The organism is Streptomyces sp. H27-D2 (genome assembly GCF_035828615.1).
Classification (GTDB): Bacteria; Actinomycetota; Actinomycetes; order Streptomycetales; family Streptomycetaceae; genus Streptomyces.
Genome location: NZ_JAYMZR010000006.1, coordinates 105546 through 124108, shown reverse-complemented (window position 1 = coordinate 124108; position 18563 = coordinate 105546). Strand labels below are relative to the sequence as shown.

Annotated in this window: 16 protein-coding genes and 1 pseudogene; 15 read left to right on the top strand and 2 right to left on the bottom strand. The window is 70.3% G+C overall.

Annotated features, from left to right (window positions below; genetic code table 11):
- Positions 1-36: 36 nt before the first annotated feature.
- The 13 genes and pseudogenes from QMK28_RS04490 to QMK28_RS04435 all read left to right on the top strand — a co-directional run bounded on the left by QMK28_RS04490 (position 37) and on the right by QMK28_RS04435 (position 13876).
- The gene (locus QMK28_RS04490) at positions 37-579 is read left to right on the top strand and encodes a hypothetical protein (protein ID WP_326435649.1); all 543 of its coding nucleotides are present in this window, start codon (positions 37-39) and stop codon (positions 577-579) included.
- A 198-nt stretch (positions 580-777) separates the two neighbouring features.
- Complete coding sequence (pdxS, locus tag QMK28_RS04485) at positions 778-1692, top strand: pyridoxal 5'-phosphate synthase lyase subunit PdxS (protein WP_326435648.1); 915 nt, start codon at positions 778-780, stop codon at positions 1690-1692.
- 143 nt (positions 1693-1835) lie between these two features.
- The gene (gene pdxT / locus QMK28_RS04480; protein ID WP_326435647.1) at positions 1836-2435 is read left to right on the top strand and encodes a pyridoxal 5'-phosphate synthase glutaminase subunit PdxT; all 600 of its coding nucleotides are present in this window, start codon (positions 1836-1838) and stop codon (positions 2433-2435) included.
- A 57-nt stretch (positions 2436-2492) separates the two neighbouring features.
- Positions 2493-3251 (top strand): YebC/PmpR family DNA-binding transcriptional regulator, encoded by a 759-nt coding sequence (locus QMK28_RS04475; protein WP_326435646.1) that lies wholly within the window; start codon positions 2493-2495, stop codon positions 3249-3251.
- Between the two features lie 133 nt (positions 3252-3384).
- A complete protein-coding gene (gene ruvC, locus QMK28_RS04470; RefSeq protein ID WP_326435645.1) occupies positions 3385-3984 on the top strand; it encodes a crossover junction endodeoxyribonuclease RuvC in 600 nt (199 codons plus the stop codon).
- Positions 3981-4598, top strand: coding sequence for a Holliday junction branch migration protein RuvA (gene ruvA, locus QMK28_RS04465; protein ID WP_326435644.1), 618 nt, complete (start codon positions 3981-3983; stop codon positions 4596-4598). The genes ruvC and ruvA overlap by 4 nt, the downstream gene beginning before the upstream one ends.
- 21 nt (positions 4599-4619) lie before the next feature.
- The gene (gene ruvB / locus QMK28_RS04460) at positions 4620-5723 is read left to right on the top strand and encodes a Holliday junction branch migration DNA helicase RuvB (protein ID WP_326435643.1); all 1104 of its coding nucleotides are present in this window, start codon (positions 4620-4622) and stop codon (positions 5721-5723) included.
- 162 nt (positions 5724-5885) lie between these two features.
- A complete protein-coding gene (gene yajC, locus QMK28_RS04455; RefSeq protein WP_326435642.1) occupies positions 5886-6416 on the top strand; it encodes a preprotein translocase subunit YajC in 531 nt (176 codons plus the stop codon).
- A gap of 190 nt (positions 6417-6606) precedes the next feature.
- On the top strand, positions 6607-8367 hold the full coding sequence (gene secD / locus QMK28_RS04450; RefSeq protein WP_326435641.1) for a protein translocase subunit SecD: 1761 nt from the start codon (positions 6607-6609) through the stop codon (positions 8365-8367).
- Position 8368: 1 nt separating this feature from the next.
- Positions 8369-9517, top strand: coding sequence for a protein translocase subunit SecF (gene secF / locus QMK28_RS04445; protein WP_326435640.1), 1149 nt, complete (start codon positions 8369-8371; stop codon positions 9515-9517).
- On the top strand, positions 9514-10062 hold the full coding sequence (locus QMK28_RS04440) for an adenine phosphoribosyltransferase (RefSeq protein WP_326435639.1): 549 nt from the start codon (positions 9514-9516) through the stop codon (positions 10060-10062). The genes secF and QMK28_RS04440 overlap by 4 nt, the downstream gene beginning before the upstream one ends.
- Before the next feature lie 87 nt (positions 10063-10149).
- Positions 10150-10313, top strand: a pseudogene (locus QMK28_RS34160) (IS982 family transposase); the annotation flags it as partial.
- An 848-nt stretch (positions 10314-11161) separates the two neighbouring features.
- Complete coding sequence (locus QMK28_RS04435; protein ID WP_326435638.1) at positions 11162-13876, top strand: RelA/SpoT family protein; 2715 nt, start codon at positions 11162-11164, stop codon at positions 13874-13876.
- Between the two features lie 112 nt (positions 13877-13988).
- On the opposite strand, the gene QMK28_RS04430 is transcribed toward QMK28_RS04435, so the two are convergent.
- Both QMK28_RS04430 and QMK28_RS04425 read right to left on the bottom strand, forming a co-directional pair.
- Complete coding sequence (locus tag QMK28_RS04430) at positions 13989-15218, bottom strand: DUF349 domain-containing protein (protein WP_326435637.1); 1230 nt, start codon at positions 15216-15218, stop codon at positions 13989-13991.
- Positions 15219-15483: 265 nt separating this feature from the next.
- A complete protein-coding gene (locus QMK28_RS04425) occupies positions 15484-16320 on the bottom strand; it encodes a peptidylprolyl isomerase (RefSeq protein WP_326435636.1) in 837 nt (278 codons plus the stop codon).
- 179 nt (positions 16321-16499) lie between these two features.
- On the opposite strand from QMK28_RS04425, the gene QMK28_RS04420 reads away from it, so the two are divergent.
- Both QMK28_RS04420 and hisS read left to right on the top strand, forming a co-directional pair.
- The gene (locus tag QMK28_RS04420) at positions 16500-17216 is read left to right on the top strand and encodes an MBL fold metallo-hydrolase (protein ID WP_326435635.1); all 717 of its coding nucleotides are present in this window, start codon (positions 16500-16502) and stop codon (positions 17214-17216) included.
- A gap of 11 nt (positions 17217-17227) precedes the next feature.
- Positions 17228-18490, top strand: coding sequence for a histidine--tRNA ligase (gene hisS / locus QMK28_RS04415; protein ID WP_326435634.1), 1263 nt, complete (start codon positions 17228-17230; stop codon positions 18488-18490).
- Positions 18491-18563 lie beyond the last annotated feature (73 nt).

The following is an 18563-nucleotide window of genomic DNA, read 5'->3' as shown; positions in this document are numbered from 1 at the left end:
GCGCCCCGCGCCGCGTGGCCGGTAGCCTTGCCCGCCGTGACCACCCTCATCTGGATCGCAGTCGCACTGCTCCTCATCGGCATCTATCTCAGCTGGACCGCGGGCCGGCTCGACCGGCTGCACACCCGTATCGACGCGGCGAAGGCGGCCCTCGACGCGCAGCTGCTGCGCCGGGCCTCCGTCGCGCAGGAGCTGGGCACCGCGGGGGTGCTGGACCCCGCCTCGTCGATCGTGCTCTACCAGGCGGCGCACGCGGCCCGGCAGGCCGAGGAGGAGCAGCGCGAGGTGGCCGAGAGCGAGCTGAGCCAGGCGCTGCGCGCCGTCTTCAGCGAGGTCGCGCAGGCCGAGGCGGTACGGGAGGCGCCGGGCGGCGAGGAGTCGATGACGGAGCTGACCGCGGCCGTCCGCCGGGTGCCGATGGCGCGGCGCTTCCACAACGACTCGGTGCGCGCGGCGCGGGCCGTGCGGCGGCACCGGGTGGTGCGCTATTTCCGGCTGGCGGGCCACGCCCCGTTCCCGCTCGCCGTCGAGATGGACGACGAGCCGCCCGCCGTGCTCGCGGACCGTACCGGCAACTGACCTGCGCCGAATCACCCGCGCGGGGGGTGTTGCGGGCCACCGGTCGCCGATTGGCTCTTGTCGTGCGCGCCCCGAACGGGTTGTGTCGGTGCTGGCGCGCACGCACCGGTCGGCGGACCGGGCGCGGAGCCCGGAACCACCCCCGAACGGCCCTGTCCGGGCTCGTCGCACCTTCGTGATCCAAGTGAGAGGTCAACCGTGTCCAGCACGCCCACCAGCACCCCCCAGGCCCCCGAGACCGGCACCGCGCGCGTCAAGCGCGGCATGGCCGAGCAGCTCAAGGGCGGCGTGATCATGGACGTCGTCACGCCCGAGGAGGCGAAGATCGCCGAGGACGCGGGCGCCGTCGCGGTGATGGCCCTGGAGCGCGTTCCCGCCGACATCCGCAAGGACGGCGGCGTGGCCAGGATGTCCGACCCGGACATGATCGACGGCATCATCGCCGCTGTCTCCATCCCGGTGATGGCCAAGTCGCGCATCGGCCACTTCGTCGAGGCGCGGGTGCTTCAGGCGCTCGGCGTCGACTACATCGACGAGTCCGAGGTGCTCACCCCGGCCGACGAGGTCAACCACAGCGACAAGTGGGCCTTCACCACCCCCTTCGTCTGTGGCGCGACCAACCTGGGCGAGGCGCTGCGGCGCATCTCCGAGGGCGCGGCCATGATCCGCTCCAAGGGCGAGGCGGGCACCGGCAACGTCGTCGAGGCGGTCCGCCACATGCGGCAGATCCGCTCCGAGATCCGCCGGCTGTCCACCCTGGACGAGACCGAGCTGTTCGTCGCCGCGAAGAACCTCCAGGCGCCGTACGAGCTGGTCAAGGAGGTCGCGGGCCTCGGCAAGCTGCCCGTCGTGCTCTTCAGCGCGGGCGGCGTCGCGACCCCGGCGGACGCCGCGCTGATGATGCAGCTCGGCGCCGAGGGCGTCTTCGTCGGCTCCGGCATCTTCAAGTCCGGCGACCCGGCCCGCCGCGCCGCCGCGATCGTGAAGGCCACCACCTTCCACGATGACCCCAAGATCGTCGCGGACGTCTCCCGCAATCTGGGCGAGGCCATGGTCGGCATCAACTGCGACACCCTCCCGGAGGGCGAGCGCTACGCCAACCGCGGCTGGTAGCCGGACCTGTCGACTCCCGAGGGGCGGCCCGCGGACTCCGTCGGCCGCCCCTCGGCGTACCCGCCCCCGCCGGCCGGGCCCGCCTTCGCGGGCCCGGCTCCCGCGCTCCCCGCCGCTCCCGCCGCTCCGAAAGGCCGCCGCCCGTGTCCCCCGTCTCCACTCCCGTCGTCGGAGTCCTCGCCCTCCAGGGCGACGTCCGCGAACACCTCGTCGCGCTCGCGGAGTCCGGCGCGCTCGCCCGGCCGGTGCGCCGCCCCGAGGAACTGGCCGAGATCGACGGGCTGGTGATCCCCGGCGGCGAGTCGACCACCATGTCCAAGCTCGCGGTCATCTTCGGGATGCTGGAGCCGCTGCGCGAGCGGGTGCGGTCCGGGCTGCCGGTCTACGGCACCTGCGCTGGCATGATCATGGTCGCGGACAAGATCCTGGACGGCCGTGAGGACCAGGAGACGATCGGCGGCGTGGACATGATCGTGCGCCGCAACGCCTTCGGCCGGCAGAACGAGTCCTTCGAGGCGGCCGTGGACTTCGCGGGCGTCGAAGGCGGCCCGGTCGACGGCGTGTTCATCCGCGCGCCCTGGGTCGAGTCCACCGGCGGCGCGGTCGAGGTGCTCGCCCGGCACCGGGGCCACACCGTCGCGGTCCGGCAGGGCGACGTCCTCGCGACGTCCTTCCACCCCGAACTGACCGGTGATCATCGTGTTCACGCATTGTTTGTGAACATGGTGCGCGCAGTAGGGTGACGCGATCCCGGTAGGATCGCTTGCGTTCGTTATTGGTGAAGCGAAGGAGACGCGCGGATGTCCGGCCACTCTAAATGGGCTACGACGAAGCACAAGAAGGCCGTGATCGATGCCAAGCGCGGCAAGCTCTTCGCCAAGATGATCAAGAACATCGAGGTGGCGGCGCGCAGCGGCGGCGGCGATCTGGCCGGAAACCCGACTCTGGTCGACGCCATCCAGAAGGCGAAGAAGAGCTCGGTACCGAACAAGAACATCGACAGTGCGGTGAAGCGCGGCTCCGGTCTGGAGGACGGTGGCGCCGATTACCAGACGATCATGTACGAGGGCTACGGCCCGAACGGCGTCGCGGTGCTCATCGAGTGCCTGACCGACAACCGCAACCGCGCGGCCTCCGACGTCCGCGTCGCGATGACCCGCAACGGCGGCTCGATGGCCGACCCCGGCTCCGTTTCGTACCTCTTCAACCGCAAGGGCGTCGTGATCGTCCCCAAGGGCGAGAGCCGGCTGTCCGAGGACGACGTGCTCGGCGCGGTGCTCGACGCGGGCGCCGAGGAGGTCAACGACCTCGGCGAGGCCTACGAGGTCGTCAGCGAGGCCACCGACATGGTCGCGGTGCGTACCGCCCTGGTGGAGGCCGGCCTCGACTACGACTCGGCCGACGCCAACTTCCTGCCGACCATGCAGGTCGAGCTGGACGAGGACGGCGCGCGCAAGATCTTCAAGCTGATCGACGCGCTGGAGGACAGCGACGACGTGCAGAACGTCTTCGCCAACTTCGACGTCCCCGACGAGGTCATGGCCAAGGTCGACGCCTGATCGCTGGTCAGCGGGCAGTCGTGGCAACGGGCCGACGGGACACACCCGTCGGCCCGTCCGCATTGTCAGTCCGAGCCGATAGCCTCCAGGAACAGATGACCGAACCACGGACGGGGAGAGGGGTGGCGCGGCGGTGCGCGTGCTCGGTGTGGACCCCGGCCTGACCCGGTGCGGCATCGGCGTGGTGGACGGGCTCGCGGGCCGCCCGCTGCGCATGATCGGCGTCGGCGTCATCCGCACCCCCGCGGACGCCCACATCGGCGACCGCCTGGTGCTGATCGAAGCCGGCATCGAGCAGTGGCTCGACGAGCACCGTCCCGAATGCGTCGCCGTCGAGCGCGTGTTCAGCCAGCACAACGTGGCCACCGTGATGGGCACCGCCCAGGCCAGCGCCGTCGCCATGCTCTGCGCCGCCCGGCGCGGCCTGCCCGTCGCGCTGCACACCCCCAGCGAGGTCAAGGCGGCGGTCACCGGCAGTGGCCGCGCCGACAAGGCGCAGGTCGGCGCGATGGTCACCCGGCTGCTCCGGCTCGACGCGCCCCCCAGACCGGCCGACGCCGCGGACGCCCTCGCGCTCGCCATCTGCCATATCTGGCGGGCCCCGGCCGCCAACCGGCTGCAACAGGCCGTGGCGGCCCACCGCGCCGCCACGGGCCGGCACACCAGCACGGCAGCCCGTCCCGCCACCGCTCCCGTCCGTACCCCGCAGCGCACCCCGAAGGGCACCGCATGATCGCCTTCGTCACCGGCCCGGTAGCCGCCCTCGCCCCGGACTCCGCGGTGGTCGAGGTCGGCGGCGTCGGCATGGCCGTCCAGTGCAGCCCCGGCACCCTCGCCGGGCTCCGCATCGGGCAGCGGGCCAAGCTCGCCACCTCGCTCGTCGTCCGCGAGGACTCCCTGACCCTCTACGGCTTCGCCGACGACGACGAGCGGCAGACCTTCGAACTGCTGCTGACCGCCAGCGGCGTCGGCCCCCGGCTCGCCCAGGCGATGCTCGCGGTGCACTCGCCCGACACCCTGCGGATCGCCGTCGCGCAGGGCGACGAGAAGACGCTGACCGCCGTCCCCGGCATCGGCAAGAAGGGCGCGCAGCGGCTGCTGCTCGAACTCAAGGACCGGCTCGGCGCACCGGTCGGCTCCGCCCCGGGCGTCTTCTCGCCGGTCAGCTCCGGCTGGCGCGAGCAGCTGCACGCGGCCCTGGTGGGCCTGGGGTACGCCGGCCGCGAGGCCGACGAGGCCGTCACCGCCGTCACCCCCGAGGCCGAGGCCGCGCTCGCCCAGGGAACGGCCCCCCAGGTGGGCGCGCTGCTCAGGGCCGCCCTGCAGACCCTCAACCGCACCCGCTGACGTCAACCCGAGAGACCGACGATGAACTGGGACGAGACCGCGCCGACCACCACCGAGGACCTGGCCGGGGAGCCCGAGGACGCGGCCGACCGACTGGTCGGCCCGGTCGCCGACGGCGAGGACCAGGCCATCGAGGCCGCGCTGCGGCCCAAGGACCTCGATGAGTTCGTCGGCCAGGAGCGCGTCAGGGAGCAGCTGGACCTGGTGCTGCGCGCGGCCCGTCAGCGCGGCGGCACCGCCGACCACGTACTGCTCTCCGGCGCCCCCGGGCTCGGCAAGACCACCCTTTCGATGATCATCGCGGCCGAGATGGGCGCCCCGATCCGGATCACCTCGGGCCCCGCCATCCAGCACGCGGGCGACCTCGCCGCCATCCTCTCCTCGCTCGCCGAGGGCGAGGTGCTCTTCCTCGACGAGATCCACCGGATGTCCCGGCCCGCCGAAGAGATGCTGTACATGGCGATGGAGGACTTCCGGGTCGACGTCATCGTCGGCAAGGGGCCGGGCGCCACCGCCATCCCGCTCGAACTCCCGCCCTTCACCCAGGTCGGCGCCACCACCAGGGCCGGACTGCTGCCGCCCCCGCTGCGCGACCGCTTCGGCTTCACCGGCCACATGGAGTTCTACGCCCCGGCCGAGCTGGAGCGCGTCCTGCACCGCTCCGCCCGGCTGCTCGACGTCGAGATGGAGCCGGACGGCGCGGCCGAGATCGCCGGCCGCTCCCGCGGCACCCCGCGCATCGCCAACCGGCTGCTGCGCCGGGTGCGGGACTACGCCCAGGTCAAGGCGGACGGCGTGGTCACCCTGGAGATCGCCACGCATGCCCTGAAGGTGTACGAGGTGGACCACCGCGGCCTGGACCGGCTGGACCGCGCGGTGCTCGGCGCGCTGCTCAAGCTGTTCGGCGGCGGCCCGGTGGGGCTGTCCACGCTTGCGGTCGCGGTGGGGGAGGAGCGCGAGACGGTCGAGGAGGTCGCCGAGCCGTTCCTGGTACGGGAGGGCCTGCTGGCCCGCACCCCCAGGGGCCGGGTCGCCACCCCCGCCGCCTGGGCGCACCTGGGACTCGTGCCGCCGCAGCAATCCGGGGGCGGCGGGGCCGGGCAGCGCGGCTTGTTCGGGGCGTGAGGGCGCGGGCGCCGCGGTCCGAGGAACCCCGGTGCGATGCTGGGCGTTGTTCCATAGGTACGGACTCGCTTAGACTCCGCCGATGCCACCCGTTCAGGACGGCATGCCCACCCCCGTATATCAGGCCGCAGACGCGCGGTCGTGCGAAGGAAATTCCGCCCCGTGAATATCGTGACTCTCCTCCCGTTCATCGTGCTCATCGGGGCCATGTTCCTGATGACCCGGTCGGCCAAGAACAAGCAGCGCGCGGCCGCGAAGATGCGTAACCAGATGCAGCCCGGCTCCGGCGTGCGGACGATCGGCGGCATGTACGCCACCGTCAAGGAGGTTCACGACGACTCGGTCCACCTCGAGATCGCACCGGGCGTGCACGCCATCTACGCGAAGAACTCCATCGGCACCGTCCTGGACGACGCCGAGTACAACCGCATCGTCCACGGCGTCGACCCGGACAGCGACCTCAAGCTCGACGAGCCGCTCGTCCCGAACGACGCCTCCTCGCTGACCGCGGCCGACGAGCCCGGTGACGAGACCGCCACCGACGGCAAGATCGACCTCGGCAAGTCCGAGACGCCGGCCGTCGACGAAGCGGAGCCCAAGGTCGCTGAGAAGGACACCGAGAAGGACACCGCGAAGGACGCCAAGCAGGACGCCAAGCAGGACGGCAAGGACGGCGACACCGACGCGAAGTAGTCCTACCCGGGCCGCGGTACGCCCGGTGACGTCCCACCCTCCGCGGAGCTCGCGGTCGACGACGCTCACCGTGCGCTGTCCCGCGGTATCCGGGACGGTCTAGGCTCCGGCGGGGGTACGTCCCCATAACACTTCGTGGCCGCCCGGCACACACCCTTCGCGGGGCGGTTGGACAGGGAGATACGAGAAGGTGGCAGCACCGAAGAAGGGCCGTAGGTCCTCCGGGGCCCAGGGCAGGCCAGTGCGCGCCCTGGTTCTGATCCTGATCGCCATGGTGGCGCTGACCGGGGGGATGTTCCTCTCCGGACAGACCAAGCCGCGTCTGGGAATCGACCTCGCGGGCGGCACCAGCTTCACGCTGGAGGCGAAGAACGAGCCGGGCAAGCCCAACGCGATCAACGAGACCAACATGAACACCGCCGTCGCGATCATCAACCGACGGGTCAACGGCCTCGGTGTCTCGGAGGCCGAGGTACAGACGCAGGGCGCCTCGCACATCATCGTGAACATCCCCAAGGGGACGGACGCGAAGCAGGCCAGGCAGCAGGTCGGCACCACGGCGAAGCTGAACTTCCGCCCGCTCATCACGGTGGTGCCCAACACCCCTGCCACCCCGAAACCGTCGGACAGTCCGACGCCCGGCGGCAAGAAGGGGCAGAACAAGCCCCCGGCCGGTGACAAGGCCGACAGCGGGAACAGTGGCGACAAGTCCACCGACTCCGCGACGCCGAGCGCCAGTGCCACCACCCAGGGACGCGCGGTCACCGACGGCCTGAAGGCCGACGCGGCCCCCTCGCCGAAGGCCAGCACCCCGCCGCCCTCGCCTGAGGCGCCGCAACCCGGCGCCGCCACCGTGCCGCCGGCGCTGCAGAAGAAGCTCGAAGCGCTGGACTGCTCCAAGCCGGCCGCGCGCGTCAAGGCAGCCGAAGGCGCCACGGCGGGCAAGCCCACCTTGGCCTGCAAGGACGACGGCACGGCGAAGTACGTGCTCGGGCCGGTCCAGATCGAGGGCACAGACGTCGATGGTGCGAAGGCGATTATCGACCCGAAGAGTGGCGCGTGGATCGTCGAACTGAACTTCACCTCCGGCGGCGGCAAGAAGTTCGCCGACGTCACCGGGAAGCTCGCGACCCAGCAGCCCCCGCAGAACCAGTTCGCGATCGTGCTCGACGGCGAAGTCGTCTCCGACCCGTCCGTCAACACAGCCATCGCCGGCGGCAGCGCGACCATCTCGGGCAGCTTCACGCAGAAGAGCGCCGGGGATCTCGCCAACGTCCTGTCGTACGGCGCGCTGCCGCTCACCTTCGACGTCGTCGACGAGACCACCGTCTCCGCCGCGCTCGGCGGCGAGCAGCTGCAAGCCGGCCTCATCGCCGGCGCCATCGGCCTCGCCCTGGTGATCATCTACCTGGTCGCCTACTACCGCGGTCTGGCCATGGTCGCCATCGCCAGCCTCGGGGTCTCCGCGATCCTCACGTACACGATCATGACGTTGCTGGGCAAGGGGATCGGGTTCGCGCTGAACCTGCCCGCTGTGTGCGGTGCGATCGTCGCGATCGGCATCACCGCGGACTCGTTCATCGTCTACTTCGAACGCATCCGCGATGAGGTCCGCGAGGGCCGCACGCTCCGTCCGGCCGTCGAGCGGGGCTGGCCGCGCGCCCGGCGCACCATCCTGGTGTCCGACTTCGTGTCGTTCCTCGCCGCCGCGGTGCTCTTCGTGGTCACGGTCGGCAAGGTGCAGGGCTTCGCGTTCACCCTCGGCCTGACCACGCTCCTCGACGTCGTGGTGGTCTTCCTGTTCACCAAGCCGTTGATGACCCTGCTGGCCCGGACGAAGTTCTTCAGCTCGGGAAACCCGTGGTCCGGCCTCGACCCCAAGCGCCTCGGCGCCAAGCCGCCGCTGCGCCGCAGCCGTTCCGCCGCCCCCGTCGACCCGAAGGAGGCGTGAGATGTCGCGACTCGGCAGCCTCGGCGCCAGGCTCTACCGCGGTGAAGTCGGCTACGACTTCGTCGGCAAGCGCAAGATCTGGTACGCGATCTCGATCCTGATCACCATCACGGCCATCGTCGGCCTGGGGGTGCGCGGCCTGAACATGGGCATCGAGTTCTCCGGCGGCGCGGTCTTCACCACCCCCAAGACGAGCATCTCGGAGACGCACGCGCGGGTGAAGGCCGAAGAGGCGTCCAGCCACCCGGCCCTCGTGCAGAAGCTCGGCAACGGCACGCTGCGCATCCAGATCAGCGAGCTCGACACCAAGCAGTCCGTGAAGGTCCAGGAGAAGCTCGCGAGCGACCTGGACATGAAGACCTCGGAGATCAACACCCAGCTGGTCGGACCGAGCTGGGGCGAGGAGGTCGCCAGCAAGGCCTGGCTGGGCCTGGCGATCTTCATGGTCCTGGTGGTGATCTATCTGGCCATCGCCTTCGAGTTGCGGATGGCGATCGCGGCCCTGATCTCGCTCATCCACGACCTCTCCATCACGGTCGGCATCTACGCGCTGGTCGGCTTCGAGGTCACTCCCGGCACGGTGATCGGTCTGCTCACGATCCTCGGTTACTCCCTGTACGACACCGTCGTGGTCTTCGACGGCCTCAAGGAGAGCACCCGGGGCATCACCAAACAGTCCCGCTCCACGTACAGCGAGTTCGCCAACCGCAGCCTCAACGGCACCCTGGTGCGGTCCATCAACACCACGATCGTGGCGCTGATGCCGGTCGCCGCGCTGCTCTTCATCGGTGGCGGTTTCCTCGGCGCGGGCATGCTCAACGACATCTCGCTCGCGCTGTTCGTCGGCCTCGCGGCCGGCGCGTACTCCTCGATCTTCATCGCGACCCCGCTGGTCGTCGACTTCAAGGAGCGCGAGCCGCAGATGCGGGCCCTGACCAAGCGGGTGCTCGCCAAGCGCGCCGCCGCCGAGGCCAAGGGCGCGCCCGAGATGGAGTTCGAGCCGGACGAGACCACCGAGCGCGACGACGATGACGAGTCCGGCTACGGCGGCGACTCGCGGGGCGCGGCCACCGCCGGCACCACGGGCACCCGCAGCCAGCCCGCGTCCCGGGCCCGCGGCCGGGGCCGCCCCTCCGGCAAGCGCCGATGACCGCCACCGACGAGCTGCGCGGACTGCTGCTCGACCGCATCCGCGATGTACCGGACTATCCCGAGCCCGGGGTGATGTTCAAGGACATCACCCCGCTGCTCGCCGATCCGGTCGCCTTCGGCGCGCTCACCGAGGCGCTGGCGGAGCTCTGCGTGCGGCACGGGGCCAGCAAGATCGTCGGTCTGGAGGCCCGCGGCTTCATCCTGGCCGCACCGGCCGCCGTCCGGGCCGGGCTCGGCTTCGTACCCGTGCGCAAGGCGGGCAAGCTGCCCGGCGCGACGCTGTCGCAGACGTACGAGCTGGAGTACGGCAGCGCCGAGATCGAGGTGCACGCCGAGGACCTGCGCGCGGGCGACCGGGTGATGGTGATCGACGACGTGCTCGCCACCGGCGGCACCGCCGAAGCCTCGCTGGACCTCATCCGGCGGGCCGGGGCCGAGGTCGCCGGGGTGTCCGTGCTCCTGGAGCTCGGCTTCCTCGCCGGCCGACAGCGGCTCGAGCGCTCGCTCGCGGGCGCTCCGCTGGAGGCCCTGATCACGGTCTGATGCCTGGTGTACGACAATGATTTGGGTGTCCTGGGAGTGTCCAGGGCACCCTCCTCTTGTGGTTCGGACCGTACGGAGAACCTCATCTCCGAGGCCCGCTGGCTGCCTCACACCCGTTCCCACCTGCGGCACCTGTTCCCGTATCTGCCCCAGCAGTCCGGCTGCAAAAAACGCTTGCGCAAGGTGGCCTGGCTCATTCGCGACGTCATCCGGCTCTGGCCACCAACGCCGCACTGTGGAGTGACGACGTCAAGCAAGAATCAACTGGTCGCTCAATCACCTGGTCAGGGGCAGTGGTCTCGTGGTTAGATCACAGCGAAAGCCTTTGACCAAGGCATTACAAAGTGGGGGAATTGCATGACAGTTTCACGTAGGGTCACTACGGGGGTAGTTTCGCTCGTTGCCGTTGCGGCAGTCGGGCTCACCGTCACTCCGGTGCAGGCGGCACCCTCAAAGGCTGGGAACGCCTCGTCGGCCAGCATTGTGGTCGACGCGAGCAGGTCCTGTGGCAGTGCGGGGGGAGGCCTGCCTGGCAGGTGGAGCCCTCCGACCACGTCGAACTGCGGCGTCATAGGCAACAACGCTCGGGTCAGGGTGGGCTACAAATGGACGGCCCTCCGGGGGGGCCCTTGTGTCAAGGTGCTTGGCTACCATGGCCGGAACCACAAGGCAAAGTGGTACAACGCTGGCTGTGGCGGGTCCGGCCATGTCATCGTCCCGTGGGGCAAGGTGGCGTCAACGCCGCAGCTCAAGATGAAGGGCTTTTCTTTCGTGACGTGGAAGCACTAGTCGAGAGTTTCGGTCTTCTCCCTATCTGAGGCAGCAGCTTAATTCTCGTCAACTGTGCAGGCTTCCGTGTGGAGGGTCGAGAGATGCCGCTCGCTGGAGTCGCTAATCACGGACGGGCAGTGCTGGGTAGGGCAAAGTATCCCTCCGCGTTAGAGGGGTCGTAGAGAAAGAGCACCCGGAATCGAACCGGGTGCTCTTTCTCCGTTGTGTATCGCCGACGGTCAGCGGGAGTGCAGTGGTGTCGAGACCGATATCATGGCCTCCTGATCCGTTTGCGGTCTTGCGATCCGGACTCACTTGAGGAGTGCTCTTGCCAGACGAGGCCCAGCCGCTCACCGCCGCGCAACCGGACGAGCCGACTGCCGAGGCCGCGGCGGCCTCCGACGCGCCTGCGAACAGCAGCGACGACGCGGCGAAGCCGAAGCCCGGCCCCAAGCCCGGTCCCGCCGCCGCGGCCGACGCGAAGCCCGCAGCCGACGCGAAGGCCGACACGAGCGCCGACGCGAAGGCTGACACGAGCGCCGACGCGAAGGCTGACACGAGCGCCGACGCGAAGGCCGAGTCGAAGCCGCCGCCCGCCGGCCGGCCCAACGGTGCGACGGCGCTCACCGGTACACCCGCCGCGACGGCTCCCGCGACACCCCCCGCCGACAAGGTGACCGGCCCGGCGAACGGGACGGCCGCGCTCTCCCCGGCCCGCCCCGCCCCGCCGGCCGGCAGCGGGCGCACCGGCTCCTCCAACCGGGTCCGCGCCCGCCTCGCCCGGCTCGGCGTGCCGCGCTCCAGCCCGTACCACCCCGTCCTGGAGCCGTTGCTGCGCATCGTGCGCGGCAACGACCCCAAGGCCGAGGCGTCCACGCTGCGTCAGATCGAGCGCGCCTACCAGGTCGCCGAGCGCTGGCACCGCGGCCAGAAGCGCAAGAGCGGCGACCCGTACATCACCCACCCGCTCGCGGTGACCACGATCCTCGCCGAGCTGGGCATGGACCCGGCGACGCTGATGGCCGGGCTGCTGCACGACACCGTCGAGGACACCGAGTACGGCCTGGAGACGCTGCGCCGCGACTTCGGCGACCAGGTCGCGCTGCTGGTCGACGGCGTCACCAAGCTCGACAAGGTGAAATTCGGCGAGGCCGCGCAGGCCGAGACCGTGCGCAAGATGGTCGTCGCCATGGCCAAGGACCCGCGCGTCCTGGTCATCAAGCTCGCCGACCGGCTGCACAACATGCGCACGATGCGCTACCTCAAGCGGGAGAAGCAGGAGAAGAAGGCCCGCGAGACGCTGGAGATCTACGCCCCGCTGGCGCACCGGCTGGGAATGAACACCATCAAGTGGGAGCTGGAGGACCTCGCCTTCGCGATCCTCTACCCCAAGATGTACGACGAGATCGTGCGGCTCGTCGCCGAGCGGGCGCCCAAGCGCGACGAGTACCTCGCCGTCGTCACCGACGAGGTTCAGTCCGACCTGCGCGCCGCCCGGATCAAGGCGACCGTCACCGGCCGCCCGAAGCACTACTACTCCGTCTACCAGAAGATGATCGTGCGAGGCCGGGACTTCGCCGAGATCTACGACCTGGTGGGCATCCGCGTCCTCGTCGACACCGTCCGCGACTGCTACGCGGCGCTCGGCACCGTGCACGCCCGGTGGAACCCGGTGCCGGGGCGGTTCAAGGACTACATCGCGATGCCCAAGTTCAACATGTACCAGTCGCTGCACACGACGGTCATAGGGCCCAACGGCAAACCGGTCGAACTCCAGATCCGCACCTTCGACATGCACCGCCGCGCCGAGTACGGCATCGCCGCGCACTGGAAGTACAAGCAGGAAGCCGTCGCGGGCGCCTCCAAGGTGCGCACCGACGCGCCCAAGGGCGTCGGCACCGGGGGCCGCCAGGACACCGTCAACGACATGGCGTGGCTGCGGCAGTTGCTCGACTGGCAGAAGGAGACCGAGGACCCGAGCGAGTTCCTCGACTCGCTGCGCTTCGACCTGTCCCGCAACGAGGTCTTCGTCTTCACGCCGAAGGGCGACGTCATAGCGCTTCCGGCGGGCGCGACCCCCGTCGACTTCGCGTACGCGGTGCACACCGAGGTGGGCCACCGGACGATAGGGGCACGGGTCAACGGCCGGCTCGTCCCGCTCGAATCCACCCTGGACAACGGCGACTTGGTGGAGGTCTTCACCTCCAAGGCGCCCGGCGCGGCCCCGTCCCGCGACTGGCTGGGCTTCGTCAAGTCGCCGCGGGCCCGCAACAAGATCCGCGCCTGGTTCTCCAAGGAGCGCCGCGACGAGGCCATCGAGCAGGGCAAGGACGCCATCGCGCGGGCCATGCGCAAGCAGAACCTGCCGATCCAGCGCATCCTCACCGGCGACTCGCTGGTCACCCTCGCGCACGAGATGCGCTACCCCGACATCTCGGCGCTCTACGCGGCGATCGGCGAAAGCCATGTCACCGCCCAGTCCGTGGTGCAGAAGCTGGTCCAGGCGGTCGGCGGCGAGGACGCGGCCTCCGAGGACATCGCCGAGACCACCCCGCTGCGCAACACCAAGCGGCGCACCACCACCGACCCGGGCGTGGTCGTCAAGGGCGTCGACGACGTATGGGTCAAGCTGGCGCGCTGTTGTACGCCGGTGCCGGGCGACCCCATCATCGGCTTCGTGACCCGCGGCAGCGGCGTCTCGGTGCACCGGGCGGACTGCGTCAACGTGGACTCGCTCTCGCAGCAGCCGGAGCGCATCCTCGAAGTCGAATGGGCGCCCACCCAGTCGTCCGTCTTCCTGGTCGCCATCCAGGTGGAGGCGCTGGACCGGTCGCGGCTGCTCTCGGACGTCACCCGGGTGCTGTCCGACCAGCACGTCAACATCCTGTCCGCCGCCGTGCAGACCTCCCGGGACCGGGTCGCCACCTCGCGCTTCACCTTCGAGATGGGCGACCCCAAGCACCTGGGGCACGTGCTCAAGGCGGTACGCGGTGTCGAGGGCGTCTACGACGTCTACCGCGTCACCTCGGCCCGCCGCCCGTAAGCCGCCGCGCGTAACGCCCGCCGTCCCGTAACGGCGCAGACGAAAGGGGGCTCCCGTACATCACGTACGGGAGCCCCCTTCGTCATGCGATCGGGCTGTCGATCCGGCTGTGTCAGCCGCCGAACTCCTCAAGTCCCTTGAGCGCCTGGTCCAGCAGCGCCTGCCGGCCCTCCAGCTCACGGGCGAGCTTGTCGGCCTTGGAGTTGTTGCCGCCCGCGCGGGCCACGTCCACCTGGGAGCGCAGCTTGTCGACGGCGTCCTGCAACTGACCGGTCAGACCCGCCGCGCGGGCCCGCGCCTCCGGGTTCGTGCGCTTCCACTCGGTCTCCTCGGAGTCCTGGAGCGCCCGCTCGACCGTGTGCATCCGGCCCTCGATCTTCGGCCGGGCGTCGCGCGGGACATGCCCGACGGCCTCCCAGCGCTCGTTGATCGAGCGGAAGGCGGCGCGGGCCGCCTTCAGGTCCGTGACCGGCAGCAGCTTCTCCGCCTCGGCGACCAGCTCCTCCTTGCGGGTGAGGTTCTCGGCCTGCTCGGCGTCGCGCTCGGCGAAGACCTCACCGCGGGCCTGGAAGAAGACGTCCTGGGCGCCGCGGAAGCGGTTCCACAGGTCGTCCTCGGCCTCGCGCTGGGCGCGCCCGGCCGCCTTCCAGTCCGTCATCAGGTCGCGGTAGCGGGCGGCGGTCGGGCCCCAGTCGGTGGAGGCGGAGAGCGCCTCGGCTTCCGCGACCAGCTTCTCCTTGACCTTGCGGGCGTCCTCGCGCTGCGCGTCGAGCGAGGCGAAGTGCGCCTTGCGGCGCTTGGAGAACGCCGAGCGGGCGTGCGAGAAGCGGTGCCACAGCTCGTCGTCGGCCTTCCGGTCGAGGCGCGGCAGCCCTTTCCAGATGTCGACCAGGGCGCGCAGCCGCTCGCCGGCCGACCGCCACTGCTCGCTGACGGCGAGCTCCTCGGCCTCGGTGACCAGGGCTTCCTTCGCGCCGCGGGCCTCGTCCGACTGCTTGGCCTTGGCCGCCTTGCGCTCCTCGCGGCGCGACTCGACGGTGGCCACCAGGGCGTCCAGCCGCTTGCTGAGCGCGTCCAGGTCGCCGACCGCGTGGTGCTGGACGAGCTGCTCGCGCAGATGGTCGATGGCGGTCGTCGCGTCCTTCGTCGACAGGTCGGTGGTCTTCACCCGACGTTCGAGGAGACCGATCTCGACGACCAGGCCGTCGTACTTGCGCTCGAAGTAGGCGAGGGCCTCCTCCGGAGATCCCGCCTGCCACGATCCGACGACTTGCTCGCCCTCGGCCGTACGCACGTACACGGTCCCCGTCTCATCGACGCGGCCCCACGGGTCGCTGGTCACAGCGCCTCCTCCACTGATGCCCGGACGGGCGCGGGGCCCGCGGGCATCGTCCACAGTTTCTTCCGGCCGGGCCGCGCCCGGACCGGTCCGACGAATGTGCTCCGGCGCCGCTCACGCGTACGTCAACGGTCACAGGGGTGTCGGCCGTCGGCGCGGGCACAGTACACAACGCCAAGATAGGCGACCGGCGGCCCGGCTGTCCGTATCCCGTACGACCGAAATCCCGCACGGCCCAACTTATCGCGCACCGCGCGGGATCCACGGGTCAAGACTTCTTCACGACCGCCTTGTTGATCACAACGGTGGCGTTCGGCGCGGTGTTCCCGGTCTGCTGATCCTGTGCCTCCGCCCCCGCGTCGACGATCTTCTTCAGCGCGTCCTTGCCGCCGTCGATGGTCCCGAACGGGGTGTAGTCGGGTGGCAACTGGCTGTCCTGGTACACCAGGAAGAACTGGCTGCCGCCGCTGTTCCGGTTCTTCTTGTTCTTCGCGTCGTAGCGGTTCGCCATCGCGACGGTGCCCGCCGGGTAGATCTTCTTGCTGAGTTTGGGGTCCTTGAGGTTCTCGTCCGGGATCGTGTAGCCGGGGTCGCCCGCGCCGGTGCCCTTCGGGTCGCCGCACTGCAACACGAAGACGCCGCCGCTCGTCAGCCGGTGGCACTTGGTGTGGTCGAAGTACCCCTTGCCCGCGAGGAAGTTGAAGGAGTTCACGGTGCGCGGCGCCTTGTCGGCGTCCAGGCCGAGCGTAATGTCGCCGCAGGTCGTCCGCAGCTCCATGGTGTAGGAAGCCGACGTGTCGATGGTGAGCGCCGGCTCCTTCTTCCACTGGAGGTTCTTCGGGGCGCCGGGCGCGGGCTTCGCGCAGGGGTCGGGGGCCTTGCCCGGCGAAGCGCTCGGCGCCGCGTCCGCACCGGCCTTCTCGTCGCCGCCGCCCAGGCCGCCCGCCGCGTACGCCGTCGCGCCCGCCGCCAGCAGCAGGACCAGGCCGGAAGCGAGCACCGCGTTGCGCCGCCGGGCCTTGCTGCGGGCTTGCGCCCTGCGCCGCTGCTGCCGCTCGAACTTCTCCCGGGCCAGCTGCCGCCGCCGCTGCTCGTTGTTGACCACCGGGTCGTCTCCTATTGCCGTCTCGGATTGCCGTGTCGTCCGTGTGACTGTCCTGAAGTGTGAATGTCCAGAGCTTGGGCCGTACCGTATACGGGTTCGCGGCCCGGTAGGGGCCGCCGGTAAGCTTCGGATCAGCCGAAATCTTCTGCCGGACGACTCAAACGACTCGAAGGACGATCGTGCTCATTGCTGGGTTTCCCGCCGGGGCCTGGGGAACCAATTGCTATCTGGTCGCCCCCGCCGCAGGCGAAGAGTGCGTGATCATCGACCCGGGTCACCAGGCGACCCAGGGCGTCGAGGAGACACTCGCCAAACACCGGCTCAAGCCCGTCGCCGTCATCCTCACCCACGGCCACATCGACCATGTCGCCTCGGTCGTCCCGGTGTGCGGCGCGCATGACGTACCGGCCTGGATCCACCCCTCGGACCGCTACATGATGAGCGACCCCGAGAAGGCGCTGGGCCGCTCCATCGGACAGCCGCTGATGGGCGAGCTGACCGTCGGGGAGCCGGACGACGTCCGGGAACTCACCGACGGCGCCGCGCTCCGGCTGGCCGGGATGGACTTCTCCGTCGCGCATGCGCCGGGCCATACGAAGGGGTCGGTGACCTTCAGGATGCCCGAGAACCCTGACGTTCCGCCGGTGTTCTTCTCGGGCGACCTGCTCTTCGCCGGCTCCATCGGACGCACCGACCTGCCCGGCGGCGACCACGCCGAGATGCTCGAATCGCTGGCCCGCGTGTGCCTGCCGCTCGACGACTCGACCGTGGTGCTGTCCGGCCACGGCGCCCAGACGACCATCGGCCGCGAACGCGCCGCGAACCCGTACCTGCGGGACGTGGCGGCGAACGGCCTCGGAGCCGGCGACCCCGCCGCTCCGCGACGAGGAATGTGACGACTCTTCCCGTGAGCACCTTCAATGCCCCCAAGGGCACGTACGACCTGATCCCGCCGGACTCCGCCACCTTCCTCGCGGTGCGCGAGGCCATCTCCGCGCCGCTGCGCCGGGCCGGCTACGGCTATGTCGAGACCCCCGGCTTCGAGAACGTGGAGCTGTTCTCCCGCGGCGTCGGCGAGTCCACCGACATCGTCACCAAGGAGATGTACACCCTCACCACCAAGGGCGGCGACCAGCTCGCGCTGCGCCCCGAGGGCACCGCCTCCGTGCTGCGCGCGGCCCTCCAGGCCAACCTGCACAAGAGCGGCAACCTCCCTGTCAAGCTCTGGTACTCCGGCTCGTACTACCGCTACGAGCGTCCGCAGGCCGGCCGCTTCCGGCACTTCTCACAGGTCGGCGCCGAGGCCATCGGCGCCGAGGACCCGGCGCTGGACGCCGAGCTGATCATCCTGGCCGTCGACGCCTACCGCTCGCTGGGCCTGCGGAACTTCCGGCTGCTGCTCAACTCGCTGGGCGACAAGGAGTGCCGCCCCGCCTACCGGGCCGTCCTCCAGGAGTTCCTGCGCGGTCTCGACCTCGACGAGGAGACGCTGCGCCGGGCCGAGATCAACCCGATGCGGGTGCTCGACGACAAGCGCGACACGGTGCAGAAGCAGCTCGTCGGTGCGCCGATGATGCGCGATCACCTCTGCGCGGCGTGCAAGGCGTACCACGAGGAGGTGCGCGAGCTGCTGACCGCGGCGGGCATCGTCTTCGAGGACGACGAGAAGCTGGTGCGCGGCCTGGACTATTACACCCGCACCACCTTCGAGTTCGTGCACGACGGGCTCGGCTCGCAGTCCGCTGTGGGCGGCGGCGGCCGCTACGACGGCCTCTCCGAGATGATCGGCGGCCCCGAGCTGCCGTCCGTCGGCTGGGCGCTCGGCGTCGACCGCACCGTGCTGGCGCTCAAGGCCGAGGGCGTCGAGCTCGAACTGCCCGCCGCCACGCAGGTCTTCGCGGTGCCGCTCGGCGAGGAAGCCCGCCGGGTGCTGTTCGGCGTGGTCACCGAGCTGCGCCGGGCCGGCGTCGCCACCGACTTCGCGTACGGCGGCAAGGGCCTGAAGAACGCGATGAAGTCGGCCGGCAGGTCCGGAGCGCGGCTGGCGATCATCGCGGGCGAGCGGGACCTGGCTGAGGGCGTCGTCCAGATCAAGGATCTCGACATCGGCGAGCAGGGCCCGGTCGCCCTGGACACGATCGTCGAGGCCGTGCGGAACAAGCTCGGCTGAGCGGACGCGCGCGAGGGGATTCGCGCGACGCGGATTCGTATGAGTACGAGAGGGGCCCGGCCGGTGTACGCAC

Coding starts and splice junctions, on each gene's coding strand:
- QMK28_RS04440 (WP_326435639.1), top strand. CDS start 9,514: ATGACCGCCACCGACGAGCTGCGCGGACTGCTGCTCGACCGCATCCGC.
- ruvB (WP_326435643.1), top strand. CDS start 4,620: ATGAACTGGGACGAGACCGCGCCGACCACCACCGAGGACCTGGCCGGG.
- QMK28_RS04475 (WP_326435646.1), top strand. CDS start 2,493: ATGTCCGGCCACTCTAAATGGGCTACGACGAAGCACAAGAAGGCCGTG.
- ruvA (WP_326435644.1), top strand. CDS start 3,981: ATGATCGCCTTCGTCACCGGCCCGGTAGCCGCCCTCGCCCCGGACTCC.
- secF (WP_326435640.1), top strand. CDS start 8,369: ATGTCGCGACTCGGCAGCCTCGGCGCCAGGCTCTACCGCGGTGAAGTC.